15 protein-coding genes are annotated in these 15,305 nt (G+C 66.4%); 4 read left to right on the top strand and 11 right to left on the bottom strand.

All coding sequences use genetic code 11. The features are described 5' to 3' along the window. Positions 1-440: 440 nt before the first annotated feature. Together A5745_RS12815 and A5745_RS12810 are read right to left on the bottom strand one after the other, a co-directional pair. A complete protein-coding gene (locus tag A5745_RS12815; RefSeq protein WP_076116312.1) occupies positions 441-1,163 on the bottom strand; it encodes a DUF1906 domain-containing protein in 723 nt (240 codons plus the stop codon). 60 nt (positions 1,164-1,223) lie between these two features. Continuing rightward, a complete protein-coding gene (locus A5745_RS12810) occupies positions 1,224-2,123 on the bottom strand; it encodes a MerR family transcriptional regulator (protein WP_076116310.1) in 900 nt (299 codons plus the stop codon). 40 nt (positions 2,124-2,163) lie between these two features. Between A5745_RS12810 and A5745_RS12805 the strand changes: the two genes are divergently transcribed. Then, positions 2,164-3,318: an aromatic ring-hydroxylating dioxygenase subunit alpha gene (locus A5745_RS12805; protein WP_076116308.1), complete on the top strand. Its 1,155-nt coding sequence runs from the start codon at positions 2,164-2,166 to the stop codon at positions 3,316-3,318. A 55-nt stretch (positions 3,319-3,373) separates the two neighbouring features. Here the strand turns inward: A5745_RS12805 and A5745_RS12800 are convergent, their stop codons facing one another. After that, positions 3,374-4,714, bottom strand: coding sequence for a lipocalin-like domain-containing protein (locus A5745_RS12800; RefSeq protein WP_076116497.1), 1,341 nt, complete (start codon positions 4,712-4,714; stop codon positions 3,374-3,376). Between the two features lie 100 nt (positions 4,715-4,814). Here A5745_RS12800 and A5745_RS12795 point away from each other — a divergent pair, with 100 nt between their 5' ends. Next, positions 4,815-6,281 (top strand): aldehyde dehydrogenase, encoded by a 1,467-nt coding sequence (locus A5745_RS12795; protein ID WP_076116306.1) that lies wholly within the window; start codon positions 4,815-4,817, stop codon positions 6,279-6,281. On the opposite strand, the gene A5745_RS12790 is transcribed toward A5745_RS12795, so the two are convergent. The 6 genes from A5745_RS12790 to A5745_RS12765 form a co-directional block, all read right to left on the bottom strand. Beyond that, complete coding sequence (locus tag A5745_RS12790; protein WP_076116304.1) at positions 6,276-6,803, bottom strand: maleylpyruvate isomerase family mycothiol-dependent enzyme; 528 nt, start codon at positions 6,801-6,803, stop codon at positions 6,276-6,278. The two genes, A5745_RS12795 and A5745_RS12790, sit on opposite strands and share 6 nt — an antisense overlap. After that, the gene (locus A5745_RS12785) at positions 6,796-7,236 is read right to left on the bottom strand and encodes a MaoC family dehydratase (RefSeq protein ID WP_076116495.1); all 441 of its coding nucleotides are present in this window, start codon (positions 7,234-7,236) and stop codon (positions 6,796-6,798) included. The genes A5745_RS12790 and A5745_RS12785 overlap by 8 nt, the downstream gene beginning before the upstream one ends. Continuing rightward, positions 7,230-7,703 carry a MaoC family dehydratase N-terminal domain-containing protein gene (locus tag A5745_RS12780; RefSeq protein ID WP_139329587.1) on the bottom strand — a complete coding sequence of 158 codons (474 nt, stop codon included), beginning with the start codon at positions 7,701-7,703 and terminating at the stop codon, positions 7,230-7,232. Before A5745_RS12780 ends, A5745_RS12785 begins: the two co-directional genes overlap by 7 nt. 70 nt (positions 7,704-7,773) lie before the next feature. Further along, positions 7,774-8,199 carry a nuclear transport factor 2 family protein gene (locus tag A5745_RS12775; protein WP_076116300.1) on the bottom strand — a complete coding sequence of 142 codons (426 nt, stop codon included), beginning with the start codon at positions 8,197-8,199 and terminating at the stop codon, positions 7,774-7,776. 64 nt (positions 8,200-8,263) lie between these two features. Next, positions 8,264-9,838, bottom strand: coding sequence for an AMP-binding protein (locus A5745_RS12770; RefSeq protein ID WP_076116298.1), 1,575 nt, complete (start codon positions 9,836-9,838; stop codon positions 8,264-8,266). Positions 9,839-9,841: 3 nt separating this feature from the next. After that, a complete protein-coding gene (locus A5745_RS12765; RefSeq protein ID WP_076060461.1) occupies positions 9,842-10,960 on the bottom strand; it encodes an aromatic ring-hydroxylating dioxygenase subunit alpha in 1,119 nt (372 codons plus the stop codon). Between the two features lie 141 nt (positions 10,961-11,101). Here A5745_RS12765 and A5745_RS12760 point away from each other — a divergent pair, with 141 nt between their 5' ends. Next, complete coding sequence (locus tag A5745_RS12760; protein ID WP_076116296.1) at positions 11,102-12,337, top strand: cytochrome P450; 1,236 nt, start codon at positions 11,102-11,104, stop codon at positions 12,335-12,337. A 1-nt stretch (position 12,338) separates the two neighbouring features. Here A5745_RS12760 and A5745_RS12755 read toward each other — a convergent pair whose 3' ends face one another. Then, positions 12,339-12,530, bottom strand: coding sequence for a ferredoxin (locus A5745_RS12755; protein ID WP_076060457.1), 192 nt, complete (start codon positions 12,528-12,530; stop codon positions 12,339-12,341). A gap of 17 nt (positions 12,531-12,547) precedes the next feature. After that, positions 12,548-14,941 carry a CoA transferase gene (locus A5745_RS12750; protein WP_076116294.1) on the bottom strand — a complete coding sequence of 798 codons (2,394 nt, stop codon included), beginning with the start codon at positions 14,939-14,941 and terminating at the stop codon, positions 12,548-12,550. Positions 14,942-15,005: 64 nt separating this feature from the next. Between A5745_RS12750 and A5745_RS12745 the strand changes: the two genes are divergently transcribed. Further along, the coding region (locus A5745_RS12745; RefSeq protein WP_139329583.1) for a FadR/GntR family transcriptional regulator at positions 15,006-15,305 on the top strand (300 nt) is incomplete at its 3' end.

Genomic DNA, 15,305 nt, shown 5'->3' with positions numbered 1-15,305 from the left:
TCGGCGGGCCGCCCCCTTGAACCGAGATGGATCCGAGCGGCGCGACGGACTGCATCGGCTGTACTAAGAGTGTCATAAGAATCAAGCCCCTTTTCGCAAGCTGAGCAGTTACTGGTGAGTTCTACGCGCGGGTAACCGTGTCATGGGTAACACCCGGCGCAACCGCGGCCGCGAACGCCGCAATCAAACGTCCTGCATGCAGGTGGTTACGGTCGAGTAGCTATAACTGCGCTGGTTAACGCAGTATTGTTATCAAATCGTTATATTAAAATTTAGCACTCGCGGCGGGCATCCGACGGCGTGCGCGGCGGGCCACGGCGCGAGGCGGGGCGGGCGTGGCACCGAACGAACGGCGAACGAGTGTTTGCTGGATCGCATGGCGTCGGTGCCCGCTGGGGGCGATGGTCGCGCCGAGAAGCCTTTGGGGTGACGCGCGACGGCTAGGCCCACTGCCCGAATTGAGGCTTGAGGATTTCGTTGATGTCCACCCCTACCCCGCCGACGCTGCGCTTATCGATCTCCACCTGGTGCAAATTTGCGGCCGGATGGGTGAATCCCTTCGGCGAGCCCCAGTTGTGCTGCCAGAAATACGAGCCCAGGCCGTCGTGCAGGGCCCAGTCGATCGTCTTCGAGTTGGCGTAAACGCCCGTCCGCTGATGCCCGACCACCGACTCCCAGGACCGGAGGTAGGGGACGACCTGGTTCTTGTACTGGTCATAGGACGGATCGTCGTCGATCGACGCGTAGATCGGGGCGCTGGCGGGCCCGCCGGCCGCGGCATGCAACTGCATCCCGCGCTGCGCGTGCTGCTGCCCGGCGGCGGCACCGCCCAGCCAGTCGGCGGTGTTGCCCTTGCCGTACTGGTAGCACGACACGATCTTCAGCCCGTTGCTGTTGAGGTCGTGCGCTTCGGCGACTTGGATCGGCTTTCCGAGCATCCAGTTGCCGCCGGGACGCCGGTCGGACACGTACCTGATGGACCCGACGGCGCCGGCAGCCCTGATCTGACTCGCCGGGATCACACCGGCCGCGTAGTCCAGCAGGGTTCCGAGTGATGCCGACGCCGGGGCGGCGCGCAACGACGACGCCGCGACGCCCAGGCTGACTAACGCTGGGGTTGCGGCCGCGAATTTGAGCAGGTCACGTCGCGAAACCGATGACACAAGCCACAGGGTACGGCAGAAACACCACCAGACACATTGACCACACCAGTCACATCTGTATCACATTGCAGCAACGTCGGTGCCGGGGCTGGTCGAATCCGAGGCCGGCAGGACGATGACACTGACCGCCTCCAACCCGCGCCGCGCGGTCTGGATGGCGATTTCATCGATGAAGTGGGCGGCCGCCGGGTTTATCGAAGCCGCCCACGCGCGGAAGCCCTGCACAATCACCGGGTCGTGCTCCAGCAGCGGTCGCACGCCGCGCAGCGCGCCGGCCACGTCGTCGGGCAGCGGGTCGGCCACCTGCTGATCGATCCAGGCGTGCGCGAGTTCTTTTGCGGCCGTGAGATTTTCGCCCAACGCAACGACGTCGCCGGCGAGGTTGCGCAGTCGGTCGAACAGCACCCGGCGTCCCGGCGTCGCGGCGAGCCCTTCCAACAGGGTGCTGGCCGCGGGCGGCAGCACCATCTGACCGAACAGGGCCGGTACGGGCAATTGCCATTCGTCGAACAGGTCGGCATACATCGCGGCGACGGGCGCCGACAACGGTGCGCTGAGCCGCCCGATGACGCCGATGCTGTCCCGGTGCGTGGTGGCCAGCCGGCGGAGAATCTGTTCGTTGACGGCCGCGGCGCCAGGCCCGGTGGCTTCGTCGATGGCCGCGATCAGCTGATCAAGCCGATCCCGCTGCCGCACCAACAACGCGCGGTGCTCGTCGAGCAGGCCGGCCAGTGTGGTCTGCCCACCGTCGACCAGCCGCTGAATGTCGTTGATGCTGATGCCGAGGCTCCGCATCAGGTCGATGCGCAAGAGGTCTAGGACCTGCTCGACGTCGAAGACCCGGTAGCCGTTGGAGAGGTGCTCCGCGCGCAGCAGCCCGATCTTCTCGTAGTGGCGGATGCGACCCGAGGCGATACCCGTCAAGGCCGCGACGTCGCCGATCAGCAACTGCTCAGCCACCCCTTGACCTTACAACCGTCGCAAGGTCTGTACTGGGACGATGGATCGCGACCAGCTCATCGACCTGACCCGGCGGGCCCTGAAACTGGCCCGCGACAAGACCACCGACCTCGCGCCCGGCGAGCACACGGTCGACGCGACCGACTACACGTCGCTCGAGCGACACCACCGCGACCGGGCCCTGCTGCTGGCCACTCCGCAATTGGTCGGCTACGCCTCGGAGCTTCCCGCTCCCGGCGCGTACTGCACCAAGACGGTGATGGGGCGATCGGTCCTGCTGACCAGAACATCCGACGGCACGGTCAAGGCGTTCGACAATGTCTGCCTGCACCGCCAGTCGCAGGTGGTGGCGGGATGCGGCAGCGCGAAGCGGTTCACCTGCCCGTACCACGCCTGGACTTACGACAACAGCGGCAAGCTGGTCGGGCTGCCGGGCCGCGAGGGCTTCCCGGGGGTAACCGCCAAGTCCGACGGCCTGACGGAGCTTCCGGCTGGCGAATTCGCCGGATTCCTTTGGGTGGCACTGGATTCCGGCGCCACCCTGGACGTAGCCGGGCACCTGGGTCCGCTGGCGGACGAACTCGACTCGTGGGGCATCGGACGGTGGTCTCCGCTGGGCGAGAAGGTCCTCGACTGCCCGATCAACTGGAAGCTGGCGGTCGACACGTTCGCGGAGAACTACCATTTCGCCACCGTCCATCAGCAGACCTTCGCCAGGATCGCGCGCAGCAATTGCACGGTGTTCGACTCGTACGGGCCGCATCACCGGTTGATCTTCCCGCTCAACACGATTCTCGAACTGGAGAACCTTCCCGAAGAGCAGTGGGACCCCTTCCACAACATGGTCGTCATCTACGCGCTGTTCCCCAACATCGTGCTGTCGGTGACGATCGCCAACGGCGAGCTGTTCCGGATCTACCCCGGCGACCGACCGGGCCGGTCGATCACCGTGCACCAGAACTCGACACCGCTGGACCTGTCCGAGGAATCCGTGGCCGCCGGCGCGCAGGCCGTGTTCGAGTACGCGCACGCCACCGTGCGCGACGAGGACTACAAGCTGGTCGAGGGGCTGCAGGCCAACCTCGAGTCGGGCGCGCGCGATCGGCTTCGGTTCGGGCGCAACGAACCCGGACTGCAGCATCGCCACATCGCCTGGGCGGATGCGCTGGCCCGCTCAGCCACGCCGAAACTGTAATTTTGCAGGGAAAGTGCGAGTAGAGGCCTGCAAAATTACAGGCTCGGCGCACAGGTTAGTCGGATAGCACCGCGACGAGGTCTTCGAAAAGGGTTGTCAGCGTATCGTTTTGGCCGGGACGCGCGCCGGCCAGGAGTTCCAGCGCTTCGCTGCGCTTTCCCGCGGCTATCAACGGCACCAGCTGATCCACGATCGCCTGCGCCTCGGGGATCGGCGGTTCGGCGTTCGCGACGGTGGTGGCCAGCACCTCGACCAGCTCCCAATCCCGGTACAGCGCCAGCGAACGCTCGTTGAACGCGAAGCCGGTCACCGATTCGCCCCGCAGGGTCCCCCTGTAGCGGTATGGGCCTTCCATGTATTCGATCGGCAGGCCGTGCGCGGGCGCCGCGACCAAAGGTTCCCCGACGAGATCCAATTTTAGTGTGGCGCAGGTGATCCGGTGCCGATCGGGCAGGTATCGGGCCCGCGCAAGGGGGCGCACCAGGGGCCGCACCGTTTCCGGCCATCGCACGTAGCTGCTGACGGTGACCTCGACGTCCTCGGCGCACTCCGGCGGCATGGCCGGGTCGGGATAGCTCGTCGTCGCGCCGGTAAACGGTTGCAGCGCATTGCCGTTGGTGCGGTCGAACTGCCGCCAGATGCTCAGGTCCACACCGTTGTCGAGATTGATGGTGCGCCATTCGTGCGACCGGGCCCGCGGGTCTCCCCCGCTTCCGCCGCCGCCGGCGTATTTCGGAAACCACTGCCGGTCGACATGCCCGCCGCTGCCGGACACCTCCTCGACAACGTCGCCCCAGCGCAGGGTCCCGGTCATCGCCATTCCGGTCTGGAAGTAGGAGTACGTATCGCTTTGGCCGAAGCAGACGATCTTGCCGTTGTACGTCGACGCGCCCACCGGCGTCGGTGCACGCGTGGGGGTTACGGCCAAATCCAGTCGCATGGGCCGGCCGCGGTGGTCCTCGCCGACCAGGCTGACCCGGTAGGTGTAGGGCAGCAATTCGCCGTCGGCGTCGCGGCAGGCGGTCCACGACGCGGTGCCCGTGCTGCAGTGATAGCTGATGTCCAGATGGCCCACCGCCATCGCAAGCTTGCGCTGCGCTCCCGGTTCCATGTTGGCCGGTGGCATGTCGTAATCCGTATACGTGCCGTAGTCGCCGGAATCCAGATCGAACAGCGCCATCGTGTAGAAGTCCGCGACGATGGTCCCCCCGGGCCGGTTCTTGTTGAAGATGGTCAGGAAGGCGAACGAGCGGTCGCTGTCGGTGGCGTCGAGCTGCCCGGCGATGAACCAGGTGTCCGATTCCTGGTCGGGGTGTTCGCCTTCGGCGGCGGGAAACTCCAACTGGCTGTCGCCGGGCACCAACCGAAACGGATAATCGCGCCAGTCGTCGCTCACGGTGTGCGCTTCCTTGCCACGGCGCAATCCTGCTTTCTTCGCTATGTTAGCGTCAATAGCGAAGTTGCGGTCGCGGTCCCATCCCCGAGGAAGTGCCCCGATGACAGGAAAATCCGACCATCGTTCCTATGACGAACTGTTCATCGGAGGGCAGTGGCGCAAGCCCGCCAACCCGCAGCAGCTCGCCGTGATCTCGCCACACTCCGAGGAGCCGGTCGGCCATGTCCAGGTGGCCGGACCCGAGGACGTCGACGTCGCCGTCGCCGCGGCGCGGCACGCGTTCGACCACGGCCCGTGGCCACGGATGAGCCACGCGGACCGGATGGCCAAAGTCGAACAGCTCGCTGCGATCTACGCCGGCCACATGGACGAGATGGCCGACCTGATCACCGACGAGATGGGGTCGCCGCGCAGCTTCAGCCGGATGGGCCAGGGGGCGGCCGCGGCGACGCTGATCCACCTCGCGCTGGCCGCCGCACGCGACTTCCCATGGGTCGAACGCCGCCAGGGGGTGCTGGGCGAAGTGCACCTGCGCCGGGCCCCGGTCGGAGTGGTCGCGGCGATCGTGCCGTGGAACGTGCCGCAATTCCTGATCATGCCCAAGCTGATCCCGGCGCTGATCGCGGGTTGCGCGGTCATCGTCAAGCCGGCACCCGAAACGCCTTTGGACGCTTTGTGGTTGGCGGAGATGATCGAGCAGATCGACCTGCCCGAAGGCGTGGTGTCTGTACTCCCGGGCGGCACCGACGTCGGCGAGGCGCTGGTTCGCCATCCCGGTGTGGACAAGGTCGCGTTCACCGGGTCCAGCGCCGTCGGGCGCCGCATCGCCACCCTGTGCGGCGAGCAGCTGAAGCGCTACAGCCTGGAACTGGGCGGCAAGTCGGCGGCGATCATCCTCGACGACGCGGACATCGACAAGACGGTAGCGGGCCTGAAGACCGCCGGCCTGATGAACAACGGGCAGGCGTGCGTCGCCCAGACCCGCATCCTGGTCAGCGAGAAGCGCCACGACGAGGTTGTCGACGCGCTGGCCGGCATGATGTCGGGCCTGAACGTCGGCGACCCGGCCGAGGAGTCGACGGACATCGGACCGCTTGTGGCCCAACGGCAACAACGCCGCGTCCAGGACTACATCCGGGCCGGCCAAAGCGAGGGCGCCCGCGTCATCGTCGGCGGCGAGGACAGCCCGGCCGATCGCGGTTGGTACGTGCGGCCCACGCTGTTCGCCGACGCCACCAACGACATGCGCATCGCCCGGGAGGAGATCTTCGGCCCGGTGTTGACCGTGCTGCGCTACCGCGACGAGGACGACGCGATCCGCATCGCCAACGAGAGCGACTACGGCCTGGCCGGTTCCGTGTGGACGGCCGACATCGCGCATGGTCTCGAGGTCGCGGCCGGCGTTCGCACCGGCACTTACGGCATCAACATGTACACCCTCGACATCGGTGCGCCGTTCGGCGGCTTCAAGCAATCGGGCATCGGTCGCGAGTTCGGTCCCGAGGGCCTGCACGAGTACGTCGAGCTGCAGACGTTGGTCTGCAAGGGGCAGTTGCCACCGCTATAGCAGATTCCACGAAGGATCGCGGCCAAGCCGCGCGAGAAGCCTTGCCTGCGCGTCGCTTTCGTCGGGCACCGCGACCGGTGCGCCGAACATTCCGGGTGGGCCCAAAGCCTTGAGATCCGCGGGCAAGTCGGCGTAGAACAGCTCACACCATCCGGAGTCGAGGCGGTCGTCGGCACCCACGGCACGCGCGAGGTCCCAGGTGTGCACCAAGACGTCGCGGGAAAGGCTCGGTATCAGCTTGTACGCGACGAGCTCCGCGATCCTGCCGGAGCCGAAGGCCTTCGTCAGCGAGTCGTAGGTGAGTTGCCATCGCGCCTGCGGATCTTCGCGTGGGCGGGCGGGTTTCAGCCCGAGGGGACGAAGGACGAGCACGTCGTGAAAACCGATCACGTGCTCCAGCACTCCCCTGGCATCCCACTGCTCGCACGGGGAGCGGTGGTCCCATTTGCCATCGGCCGACCGCACCGCCTCGCCGAACCGCCGGCACACCGCCAGATGCAGTTCGGCCACGCCGTCAGCCATGGGGAAACTGCACCGTGAGCTCGACCGGACAGCACAGGGCGCCATGCTGATTGGTGACCTCGATCTTGATGTCCACCAGGCAGCGTGCGGGCTCCACCGAGGTGTCCCGGCGTTTGGCGACCGCTTGGCCGCGGCCGGTGATGGTGTCTCCGGCGTAGACCGGGCTGGCAAGTCGCAGTGAGCGGCGCACCACGCGACTGCTCGGGCCCGCCCAATCGGTTGCGACGCGGTCGGCGAATCCGGCGAGGTGCATGGTGTTGACGTAAATCGTTGGGTTGCCTTGATTTTGGGCATAGTTCGGATCGAAGTGGCCCGGGAAGTAATCCCACGTTGCTCCGGCGTTCTCGACGACCCGCTGGTAGCTGATGTGGTCGACCACCTCCGGCAGCTCCACGGGAACGCTGATGTCGTTCCAGTCCAGATCGGTCACGATGCGCCGCCCGGAGTGAACCGAAACAGGGTATTGCGACACGTGGCGACGACGGTCCCGTCCTGACGGCGATAGGTCTCCAGCGTTTCGACGAAATGACCGACGCCGAGTCGAGTCCGCTTTTCCGGTGACACCGACACCAGTTCCTCGACGACGGTCAGCAGATCGCCCTCGATAATCGGCTCCAAAAACTCGACGTCGTTGGCCGCGTTGATGAATGTGGTTCCGGGCAACGGCACCCTCAGCACCATCGACGCCGCCGGCGGTCTGCCGCCCGGTTCCCACGGCGGAGGTATCAGCCAGCCCATCAACAGGGCCGGCGGGGCCAGCAGGCCGCCCCACTTCCGCCGGGCGAACTCGGCATCCCAGTACGAACGATTGCCGTCGTGCACCATCGCGGCGAACAATTGGATGCGCGCGCCGCTGACGGGGGTTCTCGCGGTTCGCGGTTTGCCCGCCGCGCCGACCATGCGCAGCGCATCCTCGTAGGTGCCGAAAGTCAGCTGATAGCTGAGGTCGGAGTCCACGTATCGGTGCCGCTTACATCACCAGCGGGTGCCGGCTGGGCACCGAATCCCAAGAGAGCTCCCGGGATTCGAAATACCAGCCGCCGCGTTCGTAGATCAGGTGGTCCCGGAACATCCCGGTCGCGCGCAGCGTGGTGTCGCCGTAGTGGGCGGCGTACAGCACGGCTACACAGCGCTGAGTGGCGTGGACCCCGTCGATGCGGATCTCGTGATCGACGCTCACCAGGCGCTGGCTGTCGCCGCCGTCGAAGGCCGCGAGCAGATCGGTGAACACCTCGCCATCGCGGATGTAGCGGCCACCGGAATGACGGAACGTCGCGACCCAGCGCTCCCGGTCGCCGTCGGAGTAGGCCCGGTTGTGCCGGGCGGTCAGGTCGAGGATGGCTGCCCGGGCAATCGCGGCGTGGAGGAACTGCTCTTGCTGATACGTCAGGGTCATTTTGGCTCTCCAGCCTCTCCGGGAAATCGCGGGGCAAATTGCATGTATGTAACGCTAACTTAATTCAACGGGCAACGATATAACCGTGCCTTTCACGATCCCAGGCGTCGGGATTCAATCCCCGAGTTCGCAAAAGGTCTTTACGTATTCGTCCGATGACGTTCTTTGGAAGTTCATCCATCGTCTCGACAAACCTCGGCACGCAGAAGTACGGCATGCGGGCGGCGCAGAAGTCCAGCAACTCCGTGTAATCCAGTGTCGCGCCGGGGCGCAGCGTCACGATCAGCAGGATGTCGTCCTCGCCCAACTCGCTGGGCACCGCGATCGCGGCGGCTTCGGCCACCGCGGGATGACGCATGACAATGGCTTCCACTTCAACCGAGGAGATATTCTCGCCGCGCCGGCGCAGCGAATCCTTGATGCGGTCCACATAGGTCAGGTTGTCGTCGGCGTCGAGCCGGCCGAGGTCACCGGTTCGGAACCACTCCTGGTGGGGTTCAACCTTCAGGCCCTCGGTCACATAGCCCTCGCTCATCACGTGCGGGTACTTGGGCCGGCAGGTGATCTCCCCGACGGCACCGGCGGGCACCGGGCTGCCGTCCTCGTCGACGATGCGCACCTCGAAGTTGGGGTTGGGCCGGCCCGACGTCCCGGGAACCCCCTCGTCGGCCACGCTCTTGACGGCGATCGGGAAGGCTTCGGTCATCCCGTACATCGTGACGATGCGGCAGCCGTAACGCTTTTCGATGGCACGGTAGGCGTTTGCGTCGATCGGTGCGGCCGAGATGAACCGCAACGGCAGCTGGGCGTCGCGCGAGTCGGCCGGGAGATTCTGCAGCATCGAGACCATCGCGCCGGCGCCGGCGAAGCCGATGGCGCCGCGGGCGCGGATGTCGTCCCACACCTCGCCGGGATGGAAAGCCTGCGCCAGCACGGTCGTGCCGCCGACCAGCATCGGGGCCAGCACGCTGGGCGCGGCGCTGAGGTGGAACAACGGCATCGCGGTCCACAGCACCTCCCCGGCGCCAAATTCCCAGGCCGCGGCTGCGGTTGCCGCCACCGAGAACAGGTAATGCCACGTGGTGGCAACAGCTTTCGACGGCCCGGTGGTACCCGAGGTGTAAAACAGCGATCCCAGCTCGGCGGCGCTTGTGGTCACGTCGGGCCCACCACCACCGCCGCCCGCCGGCGCGGCCCTCAGCGCATTGGTGAGTGAATCGTCTTGCACCACAACGTGAGTCACCGTGTCCAACCCGTCGGCAACCTCGTCGACACGCGGGCGTCGCTCGGGGTCGGTGAGAATCACCTTCGCCTGAGCCAACCGCAGGGTGTGCAGCAGGAAGTCGCCCTTGTTCGCGGCGTTGACCGCGGCGCTGACCGCGCCGATGCGCGCCGCACCCAGCCAGAAGTAGACCCACTCGGGGCAGGTGGCGGTGAACAGCGCCACGCATTCCCCTGGGCCAAGGCCCATTTCGGTCAGCACATGAGCGGCAGCGCAGGATCGTTGGCGCATCTGCTCGAAGGTCACGTCGACGCCGGCGATCGACATCATCACCCGGTCGGGGTACTGCTCGGCCCGGCGATCCAGCACGGCCGGCACGGTGAAACGATCGACGCCGAAATCGGAAGGCTCGAGCAAGTCTCAGGCCTTGGCAGCCGCCGGGTCGGGCTCACCCGCGGCGGTGTACCCGAAGTCGTTCGGCGAGGGTTGCGCGCCCGGGTAGAAGCGGTGCGCCCAGCGGCGCAGGGCGGCGTAGTCGTGTGCCTCCTCGGGCGCCAGGTTCGGCTTTTCCAGATACTTCATGTTTTCCCAGGTGAAGAAGTCCTGCTTGATGACTTCTTGCTGCAGGGCCAGGAATTTGGCGGCACGGCCGGTGGGCACGTCGCCGGTGTCGCCCGGCTCGCGAACGGACGCCTGCGTGTAGAAGTAGTCGGTGTAGTCCTCGTCGACCGGCGTCTGCCCGGTGACCTGGATGGTGCCGACCAAGTCGCTGGGAAACCGTACGATGCCCAGTCCCAGCGAGTAGTTGTCGTAGATGATCTTTGCATCCACCGGCCCGTTCGGGGTCAACCAGGTCGACGCCCGTCCGCCGCCGAAATGCGCGTTGACGGTGGCGTGCAGGTGATAGCCCGATACCTCGAATGAGGCCGTCGTCGCGGGATTGGCGGCCTTGTGCACGTATTGCACGTGGTACGGGTCGGCCGCGTTCTCGATGATCATCTGCGGGTGCACTTTGACGCGATTGAGCATCTGGGTGTGCGGGTGCAGTGGGTAGTACTCGTTGGTTTCGAGTTCGGGCAGCACCGGCGGCTGCCAGTACGGCGCCCGGCCATGACGTTCGTGCCACACGACGATGAAGCCGTACCACTCCTGACTCGGGTAGGTGCGGATGCGGACGTTGTTCTTGCAGCCGATCTTGCTGTACGGGATCAGCGCGTTGGTGCCGTCGCCGCGCCAGCGCCAGCCATGCCAGGGGCAGACGATGTTCTCGCCCTCGACGGTGCCGCCGACGCCCAGGTTGGCGCCGAGATGCTGGCAATAGGCGTCCATCACATGGACCTCGCCGGACTCGGTGCGGAACAGCACCAGCTCCTCGCCGAAGTAGTGCAGCCGCTTGACTTGGCCGGCCTGCAGATCGGAGGCGAAGGCGACGATGAACCAGCCCGTCGGGAACCGGTAGGTCGACAGCGCGATGCCACCCTGTCCGAACTCCCGTTCCGACGGATCGGACTCGGTTGGGTCTGAAATCGTATGCGTCACGAGTACTCCGTATCCCGCCTGGCCAGCAGGAGCCGAGCGCTACTGGGCCGACCGCGGTTCGACGTCTGGATCTATTTTTACTATCTTAAGCATTGAACGTCAACGCGGCGCGAGGCAGGTCCGGACAGAGCGAGGTTGCAAATGACGGCTGCGGCGGTGGATCTATCCGATCTCGCCTTGTGGCGCAACGGCTTTCCGGACGAGCTGTTTACCGAGCTGCGGCGCACCAGGCCGCTTTTCCGCCACGAGCTGACGCCGGGCGTCGTCAAGACGGTTCAGCGCGATTTCTGGGTGGCCACCAAGCATCGCCACACGGTTCGCCTGCACCGGGACACCGATTCGTTCACCGCGGTCGACGGCCCGCTGATCCAGCCGGTCGGCATGTTTTCGTCGTATCCGACGATCATCAACATGGACCCGCCGGGGCTGAACAAGCGCCGCAAGCTGATCTCGCACGCGTTCAACCCGCGCGCGATCGCCAAACTCGAGGACGGCATCCGGGCGCGTGCGGCGCGGATGATCGACCACCTGCTCGCAGAGGGGGGCGGGGACTGGATCTCCGACGTCGCCGATGCGCTGCCGATGACGGTCATCGGCGACATCATCGGCATACCGGAAGAAGACCGGCCGCGGATCTTCGATTCACTGGACCGCATCCTGAAGGCCAACTCGGCAGGGGCGCGACAGAGCCGGCAGGACTATACGGATCTCTACGCCACCATCTTCGGGTACGCGATGGAGCTCACCGCGGAAAAGCGGCGCAATCCCGCCGACGACATCTGGAGCACGCTGGCTTCCGCGGTGATCACCGGCGACGACGGCGAAGAGTTCAGCTTGCCCGCCAACGAACTCGAGTTCTTCTTCTTCGTGTTGACCTTCGCCGGCAGCGACACCACCAAGAACGCTCTGGCCATCGGGCTGCAGGCGTTCGTCGCCAACCCGGAACAGGCGCAGCGGTATCGCGAGCACGAGCAACTGCGGCCCACCGCCGTCGAGGAGGTGCTGCGCTGGGCGTCGCCGGTGGCGTACTGGACGCGCACCGCCAAGGTCGACGTGGAGATGGACGGTCAGCACATCCCGCGGGGCGACCGGGTGGTATCGATGCTGCGTTCGGCCAACCGCGACGAGGAGGTCTTCGCCTCGCCGTTCACCTTCGACATCGGCCGTCAGCCCAACCCGCACGTGGCTTTCGGCGGCGGCGGGGCGCACCACTGCCTCGGCGCGATGCTGGCGCGCGCGGAACTTCGCGCGGTGTTCGACGAACTGCTGCTGCGCTGCGACGACATCGAAATCGGCCCGGCCACAGTAACTTATCCGAATCTGATCACCAACATGTCGATCTATGACGAGATGGCGGTCTCGCTGACCGAGCGCTAGATCAGTCGAGCAGCCGCAGCGCGGCCTTCGGGCATTGATCGACGGCGGCGCGGACGTCGATCTCCCGCTCGGGCGGCACCGGGCCGTCCGCGATCTGCACGACGTCGGCGTCGCCCAGTTCGAATATGTCGGCCGCGATGGATTCGCAGAAGCCGTTGGCTTCACACAGGTTCTCGTCAACGGTGACGCGCATCAGATGTCCCCTTACTCCTAGAGGCCTTTGGGACGGGTCCCGATCACCCCATCGGTGGCAAGTTTCTTTAGTTCGTCGTCGGTCAGCCCGCACCGATCGCGCAGTATCTCCCCATTGTGCTCGCCCAGCCGCGGCGGCGGACGCAGCAGCCACCTTTCCTGACCGGCCAGCGCGGCGAACGGTGGGCACGGATAGAGACCGGCCCCCGTGCTCGGATGGTCCAGCGCCTCGAAGAATCCCCGATGACGGAGTTGGAGGTTGTCGGTCACCAGCGACGGCGACACCACGGGCGCGGCCGGAATTCCCGCGCCGGCCAGTCGTTCCACCGCCGAGTCCAGGGGCTGGGCGGCGAACCACTCCGCCAGCCGGCGATCGATGTCGTCGGCTCGCTCGCGCCTGCCGGCGACGGTGCACAGGCCCGCGTCACACCACGCGGGCCGATCCATCAGCTCGACCAGGGCGCGCCACTGCCGGTCGTCTTGCACGGTGACCGCGATCCAATCGTCCGGGCCGGCGCAGCGGTAGAGGTTCTGGATCACATCGCAGTGCCCGCGGTTGCCCCGGCGGCTCAGCGTCACCCCGAAGACCTCGGATTCGATCGCCTGTACCGCGGTGGCGTTCAACGCGGCTTCCAGCATCGGCAGCTCCACGAGCTGTCCCGTCCCGGTCCGCTCGGCGAAGTTCAGCGCGGCCAGCACGGCGAAGGCGGCATGCACGCCGGCCAGCGGGTCGCACGCTCCCCGAGGCGCCACCGGCGCAGCATCGGGCAGCCCGGTCACCCAGGCCAAGCCGGCAATCTGTTCCATGGTCGGGGCGAATCCGACCCGGTCGCGCCACGGACCGGACAGCCCGAACGCGGGCATCCGGGCGACGACGAGTTTGGGGTTGACCTGCAACAGCACCTCGGCGGTCAGCCCAAAGTGGTCCATCACGCGTGGCGAGAAGTTCTCGATCACGACATCGGCGCCGGCCGCCAGCTTCTTGAAGACGCGGCGACCCTCATCTGAACCCAAATCCAGTGTGACGGAACGCTTGTTGGTGTTCATCGCGTGGAACACCCACCCGTACTCCCACCAGTCATCCACGTCTTTGCGCATCCCGCCCGAGTAACGAATGCCGTCGGGCCGCTGTATCGACTCCACTTTGACGACGTCGGCGCCAAAGGCGGCCAGCAAATGGGTTGCGGCCGGCCCGGCCCAGAACGCGGTCAGGTCGACGATGCGAACGCCTTCGAGTGGCCGCGTCCTGGGCGCAGGCTCGGGATCGAATTCGCTTTTCCGCCAAGGTGACTCGTCGTTGTCCGCGCCGACGGCAGCGGTGGCGGCCGGTGGGGCGGGGGCGCACGCGGCCATCAGCCACGGCGCGCGGGGCTGATGGAAGCCCGCGGGGTTGCGGACGAACACCCCACGCTGCGTCACGTACTCCATGTCGCGGATGGTGGAGCCGTTGCCCAGCTCCGCGATCGGCAGCCGGAACAATTGCCCGAGTTCGACGATCTCCGCGACGGTCCGTTCGGCCAGCCACGGGTGAATCTGCTCGCGGATCAGGTCGCGGTACTCCCACCGGCCGATCTGAAAACGCAGCTGCTCGATCTCCTCGAGCCGGGGGCATTCGACCATCGCCAGGAAGTCGAGCCACTGCTGGCCGGTGACCATGGTGATCCCGACGTAGCCGTCCTTGGCCGGTTCGATCGACGGGACCTCGGTGGTGCGGCTGATGGGAGGGACCCGCAGCAGCTGCGAGTGCAGCCACTCGCTGCTTTGCATCAGGGTCATCGCTTCGAGCATAGACAGGTCGAGATGCTCGCCGGGCCCGCCGCACTCGACGCGGCGGCGCACCGCCAGCGCACCGAACGCGGCGAACACACCACCCATGTACTCGCCGAGGTCGCCGCCGATGGTGATCGGGGGCCCGGCGGGATCGCCGCGGAAGCCGGGCGAGCCGGCCCACGCTTGCAAGGTGAACTCGGTGGCGGCGCGGTCGGCGTACGGTCCGGTCCAGCCGAAGTCGGAGATGGTGACGATGACCGCCCGCGGCGAGTCGGCCAGGAGCGCATCCGGATCGATCCCCAGCGCCGCGGCCCGCGCCCGGCCGGCGGTGACGATCACGACATCGGCGGCGGCCAGTTCGGCGCGATAGCGCGCCAAATCTTCAGCATCCTCGGCGATGGTCATGCTGCGTTTGCCCGCGTTGAGGTAGCTGAACAACGGCGACGTGGAGCCCTCTGGCACCCGCGAACAGGTCGCGGAATACCGGCGCAACGAATCCCCTTGCGGTGGTTCGAATTTCCGTACCTGCGCCCCGGCGTCGACCAACAACTTGCCGCAGTAGCTGCCGGCTATCCGGTCACTGATCTCGACGACACGCAGGTCGTGCAGCGGTGTCGGCCGGGCGTCGGATCCGCGACTCACCCAGCTATTTATACCATTACTGCTAAGATAGCTAAGCCAGCCAGTTGCTTGTATCGAGGATCGGATGACCGCCTTGGGAATTGGGACCGACGCAAGGCGCCGGTTGTCGGCGCCGCGGATCGCCGAAATCGTAGCCGACGAGTTGCGCCGTCAGATCATCGACGGCGAGCTCGCCGACGGCGATCTGCTGCCCCGCCAGGAGGTGCTCGTCGAACAGTTCAACGTCAGCCTGGTCTCCCTGCGCGAGGCCCTGCGCATCCTCGAGACCGAGGGACTCGTCTCGGTCCGGCGGGGCAACCGGGGCGGCGCCGTCGTGCACGCACCGGCGAAGACCAGCGCGGCCTACATGCTCGGCCTGCTCCTG

The organism is Mycobacterium sp. IS-2888 (genome assembly GCF_001954215.1).
In the GTDB taxonomy this organism is placed as follows: domain Bacteria; phylum Actinomycetota; class Actinomycetes; order Mycobacteriales; family Mycobacteriaceae; genus Mycobacterium.
The sequence above is the reverse complement of the archived record's forward strand: the minus strand, read 5'-3'. Positions and strand labels throughout refer to the sequence as shown.